The sequence below is a fragment of the Bacterioplanes sp. CLAM21 genome (assembly GCF_059641015.1).
The window spans coordinates 3,475,332-3,490,860 of the sequence record NZ_CM184929.1 but is presented as its reverse complement, the minus strand read 5'-3'; the positions used below and the strand labels follow the sequence as shown (position 1 = coordinate 3,490,860).

Annotated in this window: 10 protein-coding genes; 9 read left to right on the top strand and 1 reads right to left on the bottom strand. The window is 50.6% G+C overall.

Translation table 11 applies throughout. From position 1 onward, the window contains the following. Positions 1-8 precede the first annotated feature (8 nt). The 9 genes from AC55FS_RS15960 to AC55FS_RS15920 all read left to right on the top strand — a co-directional run bounded on the left by AC55FS_RS15960 (position 9) and on the right by AC55FS_RS15920 (position 14,916). On the top strand, positions 9-1,145 hold the full coding sequence (locus AC55FS_RS15960; protein WP_496933254.1) for an acyl-CoA dehydrogenase family protein: 1,137 nt from the start codon (positions 9-11) through the stop codon (positions 1,143-1,145). Between the two features lie 9 nt (positions 1,146-1,154). Beyond that, positions 1,155-2,360: an acetyl-CoA C-acetyltransferase gene (locus tag AC55FS_RS15955; protein ID WP_496933253.1), complete on the top strand. Its 1,206-nt coding sequence runs from the start codon at positions 1,155-1,157 to the stop codon at positions 2,358-2,360. Between the two features lie 9 nt (positions 2,361-2,369). After that, positions 2,370-4,544 carry a 3-hydroxyacyl-CoA dehydrogenase NAD-binding domain-containing protein gene (locus tag AC55FS_RS15950; protein WP_496933252.1) on the top strand — a complete coding sequence of 725 codons (2,175 nt, stop codon included), beginning with the start codon at positions 2,370-2,372 and terminating at the stop codon, positions 4,542-4,544. A gap of 175 nt (positions 4,545-4,719) precedes the next feature. Beyond that, positions 4,720-7,311, top strand: a complete 2,592-nt coding sequence (locus AC55FS_RS15945) for an ATP-binding protein (protein WP_496933251.1) — start codon at positions 4,720-4,722, stop codon at positions 7,309-7,311. Between the two features lie 6 nt (positions 7,312-7,317). After that, positions 7,318-9,072, top strand: a complete 1,755-nt coding sequence (locus AC55FS_RS15940) for a putative bifunctional diguanylate cyclase/phosphodiesterase (protein WP_496933250.1) — start codon at positions 7,318-7,320, stop codon at positions 9,070-9,072. 102 nt (positions 9,073-9,174) lie between these two features. Next, positions 9,175-11,439: an ATP-dependent helicase gene (locus tag AC55FS_RS15935; RefSeq protein WP_496933249.1), complete on the top strand. Its 2,265-nt coding sequence runs from the start codon at positions 9,175-9,177 to the stop codon at positions 11,437-11,439. After that, the gene (locus AC55FS_RS15930) at positions 11,436-12,623 is read left to right on the top strand and encodes a DUF4124 domain-containing protein (protein WP_496933248.1); all 1,188 of its coding nucleotides are present in this window, start codon (positions 11,436-11,438) and stop codon (positions 12,621-12,623) included. The genes AC55FS_RS15935 and AC55FS_RS15930 overlap by 4 nt, the downstream gene beginning before the upstream one ends. Positions 12,624-12,754: 131 nt before the next feature. Further along, positions 12,755-13,219: an FKBP-type peptidyl-prolyl cis-trans isomerase gene (locus tag AC55FS_RS15925; RefSeq protein ID WP_496933247.1), complete on the top strand. Its 465-nt coding sequence runs from the start codon at positions 12,755-12,757 to the stop codon at positions 13,217-13,219. Between the two features lie 38 nt (positions 13,220-13,257). Next, on the top strand, positions 13,258-14,916 hold the full coding sequence (locus tag AC55FS_RS15920; RefSeq protein WP_496933246.1) for a VRR-NUC domain-containing protein: 1,659 nt from the start codon (positions 13,258-13,260) through the stop codon (positions 14,914-14,916). Here the strand turns inward: AC55FS_RS15920 and AC55FS_RS15915 are convergent. Beyond that, positions 14,898-15,311: a cyclophilin-like fold protein gene (locus tag AC55FS_RS15915; protein WP_496933245.1), complete on the bottom strand. Its 414-nt coding sequence runs from the start codon at positions 15,309-15,311 to the stop codon at positions 14,898-14,900. The genes AC55FS_RS15920 and AC55FS_RS15915 overlap by 19 nt on opposite strands. Between the last annotated feature and the right edge of the window lie 218 nt (positions 15,312-15,529).

Genomic DNA, 15,529 nt, shown 5'->3' with positions numbered 1-15,529 from the left:
GACAAAATATGATTCCTCGTCAGGTTTTTAGTGAAGAACATCAGCTATTTCGCGACTCGGTGAAAAAATTTATGCAGCGCGAAATCGAGCCATTTCATCACCAGTGGGAAAAGCAAGGGCACATATCCCGCGACGCTTGGAAAAAAGCCGGTGATGCCGGTCTGCTATGTACTCATTTGCCGGAGCAATATGGCGGCTGTGCGGTGGACTTTCGTTATTCGGCCATCGTTATTGAAGAGCAGAGCTATGCCTTCGCCTCGGGTCCTGGGTTCTCGCTGCATTCAGATATCGTGGCTCCTTATATTTTGCATTACGGTAGTGAACAGCAAAAACAGCGCTGGTTGCCGAAAATGGCCAGTGGAGAGACAGTGACCGCGATTGCCATGACCGAACCTGGCGCCGGATCAGATCTGGCCGGAGTGCGTACCAGCGCCATCAGGGACGGTGATCATTATCTGCTTAATGGCTCGAAAACCTTTATTACCAATGGTCAGCTGGCGGATTTAATCATTGTGGTTGCCAAAACCGACAGCACGGCGGGTGCCAAGGGCGTCAGTTTATTTTTGCTGGAGGCTGACCGTGCAGGCTTTCAGCGCGGTCAGAATCTCGAAAAGGTCGGTATGAAGGCCCAAGATACCTCAGAGCTATTTTTCGATAATGTGCGTTTGCCCACAGAGAATCTGCTCGGTGAAGAAAATAGCGGCTTTAAGTATTTAATGCAGGAGCTGCCACAAGAGCGGTTAACCGTCGCCATCACGGCAGCAGCGGCAGCACGTGCTTGTTATAACGCCACCGTTGAATATGTTAAGGAGCGCAAAGCATTTGGCCAGCCCATCGCCGCCCTACAGCATACTCGTTTTAAACTGGCGGAGATGTTGACCGAGCTGGAAGTCACGCAAACCTACGTGGATCGCTGTCTTGAGTTACATTGTCAGGGACAACTGTCAGTCGAAGCCGCAGCGTCCGTTAAATTGTGGGCCACGGAGGCTCAGTGTCGGATTATTGATGATTGTGTCCAGCTGCACGGTGGCTATGGCTATATGTGGGAATATCCGGTGGCTCGCGCCTATGCCGATGCACGGGTTCAGCGTATTTATGCTGGCACCTCAGAAATCATGAAAGAAATTATTTCGCGCAGTATTTAAGGAAAAATAATGACGGATGCATATATTTTTGATGCCGTACGTAGTGTGCGTGGTCGTGGCAAAAGTACAGGCAGTTTACATCAGCTAACCCCCGTTAACCTGATGGCTGGCTTGTTGCAGCAACTGCAGCAGCGTCACCAGCTAGATACCTCGCAACTGGACGATGTGGTGCTGGGCTGTGTAGAGCCAGTGATGGAACAAGGCGCTGATATTGCCCGTACTGCAGTGTTAATGGCGGGCTATCATCAGCAAGTCGCCGGAACCGTAGTGAGTCGCTTCTGCGCCTCGGGCTTGGAAGCGGTAAACATGGCGGCAGCAAAAGTAAAGGCAGGCGAAGCCATGCTGACCATTGGCGGAGGTGTTGAGTGCATGTCGCGGGTGCCGATGGGCGCCAGTGGTGGTGCTTATTACAGCGATCCCAGTGTGACCCATCAATTGTCTTTTGTGCCACAGGGTATCTCGGCAGATCTTATTGCCAGTTTATATGGTTTTAGTCGTGAAGATGTTGATCGCTATGCATTGGAATCACAGCGGCGTGCCCATCATGCCTGGCAGCAAGGGTATTTCTCTCACTCCGTGATGCCTGTGTATGATCGCCTTGGCCAGTTAGTGCTCGATCACGATGAACATATGCGCCCCAATGCCACCCTGGAGCAGCTGGCTCAGTTAGCACCGTCATTTACCGCGCCGGGGGATCTAGGCTTTGATGCTATTGCTCTGCAATGTTACCCCCAATTAGAGAAAATTCACCATGTCCATCACGCCGGTAATTCATCGGGCATCGTCGATGGCGCTGCAGCGGTGCTAATAGGCAATAAAGAAGCCGGCCAGGCGCTGGGATTAACGCCAAGGGCGCGTATTCGCAGTGCTGCCTCCGTTGGCTCAGAGCCAACCATTATGTTAACGGGCCCTGCGCCCAGTGCACAAAAAGCACTTAAAAATGCTGCTATGGATAAATCTGATATTGATCTTTGGGAATTAAACGAAGCCTTTGCATCCGTGGTGTTGTTATTTATGCAGCAGATGAATATCGATCACAGTGACATTAATGTTAACGGCGGTGCTATTGCGATGGGCCACCCACTCGGTGCCACCGGAGCCATGATTTTAGGTACGGTGCTGGATGAGTTGGAACGTCGCGATCAGCAAACGGCGCTGGTTACCCTATGTGTTGGTGGTGGTATGGGAACGGCCACCATTATTGAGCGGGTTTAGGAGGTGGTTATGACGGCGAATATTATGCAGTATCACATCGATAGTGACGGCATTGCCACACTCACTTGGGATGATAACAGTGCTCCGGTCAACACTATGTCACAACAGGCCATAAACGCCTTAACGGAGGCCGTTGAAGCATTGGTGAATGACCCTCAGGTGACCGGCGTGATAGTAACGTCTGGAAAATCTGAGTTTGTGGTCGGAGCCAACTTAAAAGAAATTCTTACTTTAAAAACTGGCGATAGACAGCAAGATATCCAACAGATATCGGCTTTTATTGGCGATGTTCATCGTTTAATGCGGTTGATGGAAATCAGCGGAAAACCATTTGTGGCAGCGCTTAATGGCAGTGCTTTAGGCGGTGGTTTGGAGCTGGCGCTGGCCTGTCACCATCGTATTGCTGCTCGCCAAACCAGTGCTCGATTTGGTTTTCCTGAAGTGAATCTAGGGTTGTTGCCCGGTGCAGGAGGGACACAGCGACTGGCGCGCCTGTTAGGCATTGAAAAGGCATTACCTTGGCTGATGCAGGGGTTGCAGCTTGATCCGGATAAAGCCCATGCTGCTGGTGTGATTGATGAGGTTATTGAGGCGGAGCAATTATTACCGGCTGCGCGCCAATGGTTATTGGATAATCCTCAGCCGTTGCAGCCTTGGGATATGGCCTTAAAAAATAAAAGACATCAATTTCGCTTGCCAGGTGGTGAGGTGCAGTCGGCCAAGGTCGCACAGACCTTTATGGCGGCAGAGGCCATGTTGCGAAAGAAGACCTATGGCAATTTCATGGCACCACAGGAAATTCTGCAAGTGGTGTATGAAGGCTGTCAGTTGCCAATAGAGCAGGCGTTAACGGTAGAAATGCGCGCGTTTGTCGAGCTACTGTTGTCAGATCAGGCTACGGCCATGATTCGAACCTATTTTACCGGATTGCAGCAGCTAAATAAGCTGTCACATCGCCCTAGAGATTGTGCGAAACGGCAGTTTAAGAAAGTCGGCATTTTAGGTGCGGGTATGATGGGGGCCGGCATTGCTTATAGTACTTCATTAAAGGGTTTAGACGTTGTGTTGCTCGATAGTGAGCAGCAACGTGCGCAGCAGGGTAAAGCGTACAGCGAGCAGCTACTGAAGAAACGTGTTGAGGCTGGGAAAATCAGCCAAAAAAATGCGGATAAACAACTGGCACGCATTTTACCCACTACGGATTACGAGAATTTAAGCGACTGTGATCTCGTTATTGAAGCGGTGTTTGAAGATCGCAGCATTAAGGCTGATGTAATAGCCCAGGCTGAGGCGGTGGTGGGCAAAGATACCTTGCTGGCATCAAATACATCGACCTTGCCTATTAGTGGACTGGCCACGGCTTGCCAGCGTGAGCAGCAATTTATTGGTCTGCACTTTTTTTCGCCGGTCGATAAAATGCCCTTGGTTGAAATCATTGTCGGTGAAAAAACGTCTGAGCAAAGTCTGGCCTGGGCACTGGATTTTGTGCAACAGCTGGGCAAAACCGCCATCGTCGTCAATGACAGTCGCGGCTTTTACACCTCGCGTGTGTTTAAAACCTATGTGCTGGAAGGTATGGCACTGTTAAACGAAGGCGTGGCCCCGGCTTTGATTGAAAATGCCGGCAAAATGGCCGGTATGCCGCTAGGTCCTCTGGCATTGAGTGATGAAGTGTCGTTGCAGCTGATGGACCGCATTGCTCGCCAAACCCAGGCCGATCTGGGCGATGCGTATACCCCTCACCCAGCCGATGTCGTGGTGGATTACATGGTGCACCATGTCGATCGCATTGGTAAAAAAGTCGGCCGTGGATTTTATGATTATCTTGATGGTGCTAAGCAGCTGTGGTCAGGGCTGGACGATGAGTTTCCAGTAGCGGCAGAGCAGCCCGATGTGGATATGGTCAAGCAACGCTTACTCTATGCTCAGGCCGTTGAGGCCTTGCATTGCTTATCTGAGGGAGTGATCAGTGACCCACACCAGGTTGATATTGGCTCTATTTTCGGTTGGGGCTTTGCACCTTATACCGGTGGTGTGTTGGCTTTTGTTGAGACCATTGAAGGCTTTGAGCGGTTTATTGCCAATGCTGATGCCTTGGTTGAACGCTGCGGCGATCGTTTTCGTATACCGCATCAATTACGCGAGCTGGCGCAAACCGGGGGCAGTTATTACTCATTGGTATAAACAGTATCTGCTTGTGATTTAGTTCCCTGCGAGTCGGCCATTAGCTGGCGCCAAAGTCAGCTATGGTCTGCTTGTCTACACCGGCAGGCCATTTGCAGGCTGCTAGACTGAGCACAGTTCGATCGTCATCGGGCTTATTCAGTCAGACCCTGCGCAGCTAGCTTGTAGGTAGCCAATGAGTTCAGACAACCACGAAAGCCAGCGCCTTGCGGCCTTGCACCGCTTGCACATACTGGACACAGCGCCAGATCCAGACTTTGATAATTTGACCAAGCTGGCCCGAGATTGTCTGCAAGTGCCGATTGCATTGGTATCTCTTATTGACTTAGAACGTCAGTGGTTTAAATCCAAAGTTGGCTTAGATGTTGATCAAACGCCGCGCTGTATCTCCTTTTGCACCCATGCTGTTAGTGCCAGACAGCCTTTAATTATTGAAGATGCTAAAGCCGACTCTCGTTTCGCCGACAATCCTTTGGTGGTTGGTGATCCCCATATCCGCTTCTACGCTGGTATTCCTGTGCACGATGAAGACGGCTTTGTGCTCGGTACCTTTTGCGTCATTGACCGACAACCCCGCATGCTGGACGACTCACAGCTAAAGATTCTTAAACGCTTGGCCGGGCAGGCCCAGCAGCTAATTCAGCTCAAATTCAACAGTCGGTTATTGCAGCGTGAACGGGCACGTTACCAAGCCATTGTTCAGGGGGCAGCAGCGGGGATCTTACGCATTGATCAGTCTGGCAAAATGCTCGAAGCCAATGACTACACCTTAAGTCTATTAGGTTACCGTGCTGAGGATGTGATCGGCAACAATGTCAGCATGTTAATGCCCGAGCGCTGGGCGCAGCATCATGACAGTTATGTGCAAAGTTATCTGAGCAGTGGCGAAGGAAAGGTGATTGGAATTGGCCGTGAAGTGGAGGCCTTACACCACGATGGCCACGCGATTCCAGTTCATTTGGCGGTCAGTGCTGTCAAAGTGAGCGGCCAGCAAGAGCAGGAATTTATTGGAATTTTGTCGGATTTATCGCAGGTGCATCAAGCTAGGCATAGAGAGCGCCAAGAAAAGCTGTTGTTAAAGGTGTTACATCGTGGCCTGACGGATTACCACGCTTTGATTTCAGAAAATCAGCTGTGGGTCTTTTTGCAAGAAGCGCTGTGTGAGTTAACGGGTAGCGAATACAGCTTGATCGGTGAAGTTTGTGAGGGTAGTGGTTCTCCTGCCCTTAAAGTTCATGCCATGACCGATCTCTCCTGGAGTGCTGAGTCGCAAGCTCTAATGCAGCAATTTATTGCCGGTAACATGACCATTACTGACCCAGATACCATGTTGGGTCGGGTATTTGCTGGTGGTGAAGTGGTGCTGAGTAATCATATGAGTATCGATGAGCGCGCCGGGCATTTGCCCACCGGTCACCCCGAGCTGCATCGCTATCTTGGTGTGCCCATTTTTGATCGTGGTGAAGTGATAGGTATGTTTGCGATTGCCAATGCCGAGCAAGATTACAGCGAAGAGATCATTCGTTGGCTGCAGCCATTTAATTCTACCTGTGCGCTATTAATTAATCTTTATCGACAGTTAAATCATCAGCAACGGCTGGCCCAGCAGTTACAAGATGCAAGAGATCAAGCAGAGCGAGCGAATCGGGCAAAAACCGAATTTTTATCGTCCATGAGTCATGAGCTGAGAACGCCGTTGAACTCCATTTTAGGCTTTGCTCAGTTACTGCATAACAGTGATCCAGATCTAACTGAGCGACAGCAGAGGCAGGCGGGTCAGATTATCAGCAGTGGTCGGCATTTGCTTAATCTTATTAATGAAGTGTTGGATTTGGCCCGTATCGAATCGGGCAATATGCAGGTGTCGTTAGAGGCAATTTCGTTGACTGAGGTGATGGATGATGTGATTGAGGTTATGCGCCCAATTGCTGCTCAGTATCATATTCATCTGGAGTCGGTTGATAACATTGATCACTGGTCCGTAATCGCTGATTTTACCCGGCTAAAGCAAGTGCTACTGAACTTGTTAAATAACGCCGTTAAATACAATCGTGAAAACGGCAAGGTATGGATGAGTTTTGAAACTCTACCTGAGCAACGGCTGAGAATAAAAGTGCATGATACCGGCTGTGGCATCAGTGCCTATAAAAAGTCTCAGTTGTTTCAACCATTTAACCGGTTAGGCGCTGAGTCATCAGCCATTGAAGGGACTGGCGTGGGGCTAGCGCTGACTAAAAAATTAGTGGAGCTGATGAATGGCGAAATAGGCGTAGACTCTGAGCAAGATGAAGGCAGTTGCTTTTGGTTTGAGTTGCCCATGTCGGTGCAGTCCCATAACTTATCGCGCTGGAATCCTACTTGTTACATTGCTGACGAGGCCCCGGGAGCCGAGTTCAACGTATTGTATATCGAAGATAATCCCGCCAATCAAAGATTGATGCAAGAAGTGTTTGACGGTATCAAGAATTGTCATTTGGCGATGGAGAGCAGTGCAGAAACAGGTTTGGAACATGCGTTTTCCCATCCACCAGATTTGATTTTAATGGATATTGATTTATCTGGCATGAATGGCTTTGAGGCCCAAGAGAGATTGCAAGATCACCCGGCGACCCGAGATATTCCCGTGTTTGCTATTACCGCCGGGGCATCGAGCAGTCAACGGTTGAGGGCCTTTGAACAAGGGTTTCGTATGTTTATCACTAAACCATTTGATGTCAACGAACTGGTTAAAAATATCTTGCAGTTGCGTAATGAGCTAAAGGGGTAACACGGAATGTCTCAGATTTATAAAGAGGCACATGTTGTTATTGTGGACGATAATCCCATCAACGTGGCCATGTTGCAGATGCTGTTGGAGGACAACGGCTACCGCAATACGGTGGGTGTGACAGATCCAAGACAACTGTTAGGTCTAATTCAGCAGCAGCCTGCCGACTTGTTATTGCTTGATTTTCGCATGCCATATTTAAATGGTCAGCAAGTGGTGGAGCTATTGCAGAAGGAAATGGAAAATCTACCAGGAATCATTGTTCTGACTGCAGAAACGGATCGAGACACTCGCCAGGCATTATTGTCATTAGGTGTTGATGATTTTCTGGTGAAGCCTTTTGATCATGATGAAGTGCTGCAGCGTATTCATAATACCCTGGAGCTACACACGCAGCTGCAAACTGAGCGCCATCAAAGTCACTCGTTGGCAGCGTTGGTGGACGATCGTACCGCACAGTTAGAGCGACTTTCCCGTCAGGACCCGGTAACTGAGCTACCCAATCGACGCGCATTATTGGAGGAGCTGGAATATCGCTCTTTGTCGTCTGGACAAATGACGGTATTTTATTTGGCATTGGATGGCATTGCTGAGTTCTCTGCGTTGCATGGTTATCAGGCTGCTGATCAATTACTGCGGCAAGTAGCCGAGCGTTTATTAAAACTGATTCCGCGTTCTAACAAGCTAGCGGTGTGGAACAGCACCGAATGGATCGTCACCTATCCCAGGCGCAGTGAGCCCCAACAGTTGGCAGCGTTCGCTCAGCGCCTAGTGGAAACGGTGGAAGAGCCGCTGGATTATGACGGCGGTAAATATAATGTGCAGTTACGTGTTGGTGCATGCAGCAGCGATCAATCATTGCCGTCAGAGCAATTAATTCGCAGAGCCGCTTTGGCCACGCCTTTGTCTGCCAGCTGTTTTCGCGTGTTTGATCAATCGTTGGAGGATGAACTGGCACGCCAGCAACGGCTGCGTCATGCCCTTCGCCATGCCGTCACCAATCAAGAGCTAGAGCTTTATTATCAGCCTAAGTTATGTCTACAAAGCGGTCGCATGATTGGTGCAGAAGCGTTACTGCGCTGGAACAGTGCTGAATTTGGTCCAGTTTCACCGGCTGAGTTTATTCCCATCGCTGAAGCCAGCGGTGACATTGTTGCCATCGGCGAGTGGGTGTTGGAGCAAGGCCTTGAACGCAGGTTAAAATGGCAACAGCAGCAGCATATTGGTGAAGATTGGGTTTTGGCCATTAATGTCGCCGCAGCACAGCTAAGCGACAGTGAATTTGGTAAACGTCTAATCCAGCGTGTGAAGGAGCAAGGGCTCTCTCCGCGGGTGCTGGAAATAGAAGTAACCGAGTCCGGTTTGATGCAAGATATGGGACTGGCTATGGCTCAGCTGCGTATGCTTAATCGTGCCGGTATTCGTGTCGCTATCGATGATTTTGGCACCGGTTATTCATCATTAGCCTATTTAAAACAGTTGCCTGTGTCGGTGTTAAAAATTGATATCGCCTTTATTCGAGAATTACATACCAGCGAACAAGACCGGCGCATGACCCAAGCGGTGATTGATATGGCTAAGAACTTTCGCTGCGCCACCGTGGCGGAAGGCATAGAAGAGCCCGCTCAACTGGCCTTGCTTCAATCGATGGGCTGTGATCGTGGCCAGGGCTATCTCTTTGCGCCACCGTTGAACGAAGCCGGGTTATTAGATTTGTGCTCAATCGATACCCCGTTCGACCATCTGTTTAAACCCGTCTAATCGCGTTTTTATTCGATTCCTGGCCTGCCTCGACTGACAGCCATGCTGGCGTTCACTGCTTGCCCTGATTTACCATACCGGCTCTAGTTAATGAGAAGCCTTGTGTCCCATCCTCTGACTCAACACCAGCAAGCCGTGGTTGCCCATTGCTCAGGCCATGCCAAAGTGATGGCAGTCGCCGGTTCCGGTAAAACCACCACGCTGACGCACTTTATTGCTGCCCGCTTAGCTGAAGGTGCAGACCCCAGACGTCTGTTGGTGTTGATGTATAACAAGGCCGCTCAAAAAGAGTTTGCCGAGAGATTGCAACAGCTGTTGCCAGGGCAGCCGGTGCCGGAAGTACGTACCTTTCATGCCTTGGGGTTGCGTTTGTATCAGCGCTTGATTGCTCTGGGGGCTTTGCCGGCTTATGTCGGCAAGCCATTATCAGCGTCTGAGTGTGAAGCTGTGGTGTGGCGCCTGCTACAGCAGCTGGCCGATGAAGACACCCGCCAGGATATTCTGTCGCAGCGAAAAAAGTGGGTAGAACCAGCGCTGGCGTTTATCGATCGAGTGAAGGCTGGCTTGGATCAGCCCGAGCTGGTATTTGAACAGCTTGAGCTGCCGAGCCAATGCCGGCTGTTTATTGAGCTGTTTTCTGAGTTTGAACGCTGGCGTAAGCAACAGCAGCGTATTTCATTTGCCGATATGCTGTATGACCCTGTGCTGGCATTGCAGCACTCACCCGAGCTGCAAGCGCATTTTGGTGGCCATATGCATTGGATCTTGGTAGATGAATATCAAGATATCAATGCCATACAGCAGCGTTTATTGGAAATCCTGCACGGTGGTCGTGGCTGGCTAATGGTGATCGGTGACCCGGATCAAACCATTTATGAATTTCGTGGCTCCAGGCCAGAGTTTATTGTCAGTGAATTTGATCAACGTCTGCAGGGTGAAGTGCATCATTATCAACTGCCCGATACCTTTCGTTATGGCCATCAGTTGGCATTAATGGCCAATCATTTAATTCGCCATAATCAACAGCGTGAGGATGTATTGTGCTTGGCTCACAGCAGTACCCCTCGAACCCAAGCACGCTTGCATTTGGCGCGATCAGAGCCGGCGCTGTTGTTAGCCTTAATTAAGGAAGAAGCCAAGCAGCGCCGGCTAAGTGATATGGCCATTATTCATAGAGTGTGGGCACTGTGTGCACCGATTGAATTGGCCCTGTTGCAAGCAGAGATTCCTTATCAGTTACAGCACTCCCAATCCGTTTTAGATCGTTGGGAGCTGCAGATATTTTGGCAGCTATTTGAACTGGCAGATGGACGTTTTTTTCAACGCAGTCAACAGCAACGCCAGCAAGCAATATTGGCTTGGTTGACCACGCCTTTTCCAAAAGTTAAACGCCTGCATTTAGAAACATTAGCCAAGCAATTATCTCTGTGCGACGGCGATCTTGGAGAAGCGTTGCAGCACGCTATGCCAAAAGAGCTCAATAAATGGCAAGCCCAGCAACTGCAGCGACGAGCCGAGGTATTGAGCAGCGCCGAGCATGTTCAGGTCAAGGCGCATCAGCTGGTGCAGCAATATATTGATGCCAGTGATTTGTATCAGGGCCTAGCAGACAGCGCATTCTCGGCGCAGCAAATTGAAGATCGAACCTATACCATTCGCGCCTTTGTGCGCTTTTTACGCGATGCCAATATTCAAGCCGATGAAGCATTTGATTATTTACAGCAACTTCGCCAGCAGCGCTTGCAGCAATCAAATGAAGATGCCATTCAGCTGACATCGGCACATAAAAGTAAAGGGCTGGAATGGGATGTGGTGTTTATTCCTGGATTAAATGCCCATTATTTTCCGTATCAGCCCGATGGTGAATTTATGACACCGGCCAGCGTGGAAAGCGAGCGGCGTTTGTTTTACGTGGCCATGACCCGGGCGCGTCACTGTTTGCATTTATTGGCTCCAGCATTGCAAAGTGGCAGTGAGCAAGACAAACGCCCCAGTCGTTTTCAGCAGGAAATGCGCTTTTGTCACAGCCGTGCCCTGGCGCAAGCCGTATATTCAGCTGGCAGTGCCAAGCTGGTGGTGCACGAGGGGCCTCCTGCCAATTGGTGGCCGCGTTATTTTGCGGCAGCGGGCCATACGCCAGAATTGCAACTAGACACTGACACTGTGCCTGAATTTGCCGCAGATACTATAGTGGCGCAAAAAGCTCGGCCACAGCCGCAGGGCAAGCGTGTACAACATGCCCAACTAGGGTCTGGCAACTTGGTGAGTGAAGATGACAGCTATTTGCGTATCCGCTTTGATGGCGAAAATAAAGATCGCTTATTTAAAAAGCCCCAAGCGTTGGCACAGCTGGAGGTGGAAACATGAAAAAGCTGTTATTGAGCATTATCAACGGCTTGTTGTTAAGCGCTGTCTGTCTGCTGGCGTTGGAGCTTTTTTGGTTTACCAGTAGCGTTGAGCAGCGCAGTAGTTATGTGCAAAGGCTGCAGCTTAGAGTGGATGCTGAGCAGGTGCCGCTGATACCGCAATTGTTATGGCCCGGCTTAAACCCCGCGTCAGCGCCATCCAGTTCTCAGCCGGGCGAGCCGGTTATGACCATTACCGAGCGCTTACGCCAAGTGGTGCGAGCGCCAACCGATTTAGCGCAAGACCGCGATGTGTGCATTAAACCAGCCACTCAGCCGTTGCAGGCCGCTGAGAAACCTGCTGTGTATCGCTGGGTGGATACCGACGGTAAGGTTCATTTTGGTGATCAGCCAGCAGGTCAAAGCAATGCGCAAGACCTGAGTGATCGTTATCAGCAGCAGGGCAAAGGCGTTAAGGTCAGCTTCGATTATCCAGGCTGGCAAGGCGATGCCGAGCTAACCCACCAGCTGCGCAAACAAGCGGAACTCTTGTATCGGGTATTAACGCGTTACATCGACGAGACTTATTGGCGCCAGATCAATTTGAATCTGGTGGTGTTTCAAAGTCAGCAGGCGTTTGAACAGTATCGCAATCAGCAGGGGCACAATGCTGGTTGGGCAGCGTATTACGATGGTCGGGAGAATCGAGCCTTTCTGGCGCTACAGTCGGGCCCTGAAGGCATGCACAATACCCTGCAAATTGCCCGTCATGAAATGACCCATGCCATGATGATGGGCATGTTAGGTACCACGCCAATTTGGTTGTCAGAAGGCATGGCGCAGTATTTGGAAGGCTTGCAATGGCAGCTCAGCTCGGCGCGCATAGAGCCGCCGCAGGCATCGCTGCAACAGCAGCGTCAGGCTGATGCCGATTTCTCTGCTTTGTTAGACGTCAGTCACCATGCCTTTAATGGCGAAGGTCAGGACGAGAACTACCAGCAAAGCGCCGCCATGACCTTCTTTTTGTTAGATCATGACAACGGTCGTCAGTGGCTCAAGCAGACACTAACGGCATTTGCCCAGCAACCCTGTCGGTCTTTGCCAGCAGATCAGGCGTTTGCTCAATACCCAGGTGGCCTGGAGGCTATCCGACAGAATTATCGCAATTGGTTGCAAACTGCACGCTTTACCAGCCATTACTACTGAGCGGTTTAACTCGTGGTTTTTCCATTGTTATACTGGCCACTCGTAGAGTCAGGCCGCTGTACCTTCATGTCGTCTTTGCGTGTAAATCCACCTGTCCCATGATGGGATAACGAACGAATGGACCAAACGATATGACCATTGCCCAGCACAAAGTTGTAACTATTCACTACAAGGTAGTGGACGTTGATAGCGGCGAGACCATTGACTCTTCTGAAGGCGGCGAGCCGATGACGTACCTGCACGGTGCGCAGAATATTATTCCTGGCCTGGAAAACGCTCTGGAAGGCAAAAACATCGGTGATGAATTTGAAGTGACCGTTGAAGCGGCTGACGCTTATGGCGAGCGTAGTGATGATCGTATCCAGCAAGTGCCACTGGAAGCGTTTGAAGGCGTTGAGCAAGTTGAGCCAGGCATGGCCTTTACTGCTCAAACTGAGCAAGGTCCGGTGAATCTGGTAGTGACTGAAGTTGACGAAAGCACAGTGACCGTTGACGCGAACCACCCTCTGGCTGGTAAGGCTCTGTCTTTCAGCGTTAAAGTCGAAGCGATCCGCGACGCCAGCGACGAAGAAAAAGATCACGGCCACGTACATTAATGGCTGTTCCCGGCGCGCAGGCGCCGGGATTTTTTCACATGTCTGCCCACCTTCCTGAGCTGCCCAGCACTTATTATCACCGCAATTTCCAGCAGCTGATCGATCAGGCCCAATGCCTCTATATCGATTTGCTCGACCGACAACAGCAGCAGTGGTTGCACCGTTACCAAACCTTGCCCGGGTCGGCCCAATGTTTGTATGTGCGCTTGTTGTCGCGAAAAGGTGAATGGTTTCGCAGTGAAAAGCTGCACTATGCAGAAATTCCGGATATTAAAAACGCAGCACAAGCGCTGCATCAGGCCCGGCTTATTGATATCTATTCAGCTGATCAATTGAGCGATCAGCACAGCGATGCTTTGGCCTGTTTTACCAAAGCCGAACTGGGGCCTTGCCTACAGTTAAAAGGCTGGCGCTCATTAACGCGTGAGCAGCTGCTGCTAAATGTCTGTGAGACGCTGCCAGAAGCTTGGTCGACTTTGTTATCTGCTGATCTATATCGGGTGAACAGCCAAGACTTTCTGGAGCTTCTGCAGCTGTTATTTTTTGGCGATTTACAACACAGTCTGACGGACTTTGTGCTGTCAGATTTGGGTATTTATCGTTATGAGAGTTATTCACTCGACAGTGAGCAACGATTTTTTCAAACCACGGCACAGCTGTATGCACACTGGCATTTCGAACGCTGGCGCCTTCAGCTGCCTGAATTAAAAACACTGGCCAGTGCAGATTTGATCCGTTTGTTGCAGCAACTGCCTGAGCCTATTGATGCCGTTATGGCCAGACGAGTAGAGCGCCTGCGATTAGCCATGGCCAGGCAACTGGAGCGGCTGGGCGAACTGGACTTAGCATTAAATCATTATCAAATGTGCCAGCAACCGCCAGCACGTGAGCGGCGGTTAAGAATTTTACATAAGCAGGCTGATCAGCAGCGAATAACGCTGGCAACCGAAATACTGCAAGACCCAAGATCTGAAGAAGAGCGGCAATTTATCCAGCGCTTTGCTGCCCGTATGAAAGTGCCAGAATTAGCGCCTTGGTTAGTCGCCGAGCAGGTCATTGAGCAGCAATGCTGGCAGGTTGATGAGCAAGGTCTGCAGGTATGGCAACAGCACGGGGTCGAGCAAGCCGCTTTGTATAGCTGGCAGCAACGGCACTCGGGCGAGGGCTTTTACGTCGAAAATACCTTGTTATGCTCGGTCTTTGCGTTGACCTTCTGGCCGGTCTTGTATGCGCCGCTGGCGGGTGCTTTTTTCCATCCTTTTCAGCCTCGCCCTGCAGACTTGTACGAGGCTGATTTTTTAGCAAAGCGCCAGCAGGTTTGGCGTCAGTGCCAGCACGATTGGCAACAAGCCGATTGGCTGCAGCAGTTGCAGCAACGCGGCGAAGAAAAATGGGGAATCGTGAATGTATTGCTGCATTGGCCAGCCATGGAAAGCTGGTGGCAAGCAGGGCTGCCATTGGCGTTAGAACGTATTCCTAAAGCTCATTGGCAGCTAATGTTTGATTATTTATGGCAAGATTTACGCCGCCATCGCAGTGGTATGCCAGATTTAATTGTCTTTCCTGAGCAAGGCGGCTATCAGTGGCTGGAGGTCAAAGGTCCGGGCGATACCTTACAGGCTAACCAGCGGGCTTGGTTTGACTATTTTGGCCGTCACCAGATGCCCGCCCAAGTGATTCAGTTACGCTCATCCTGATCGTGATCGACGTGCACTTGTGTGCCTGCCGCAATGCTTGCTAACAAGCCGACATCATCCAGTGCATCTCCCCAAATATTACATTGGCTGGCCAGGCGAATTTCCCCATAGCGAGAAATCGGTGTTGGGCCGTAGCCAATGGCTATACAGCTGCCATCGGCCCAAAACGCCATATCGCCGGGTTTTACCACATTGACGGCGTTATCCTCCTGATTGGCTCGAATGGGGCAATCAAACATGACTTCCTGTCCCCAGGTTTGCACCGTAGCAGAGAACGGCAGTGCTCGTAAGATGGCATCAGCGGTGGGGGTTCGACGCAGGGCAACGCGAATTTGATGGGGCTGATTCTGGCCTTGCGGATCGCGGCTATGAAACTTCAGGCGGATCATGGTCATGGGCGGGGCTCCGACAGGAAGGTGGCCGATATAAATTAGCAGTCCTAGCGCCGGCAAAAAGCACCTTTGCACTGCCCTGAAACTGTCAATGAGTACCCGCTAAATAGTGCTTCAGTCAGGCCGCTGGCTGGCGGCGAAGTGGGGCCTTTAATGGTCGATATGATTTTTTTCACTAAGGTAATGGGCAAACAGAAAAGCCGGCCATAACGGCCGGCTGA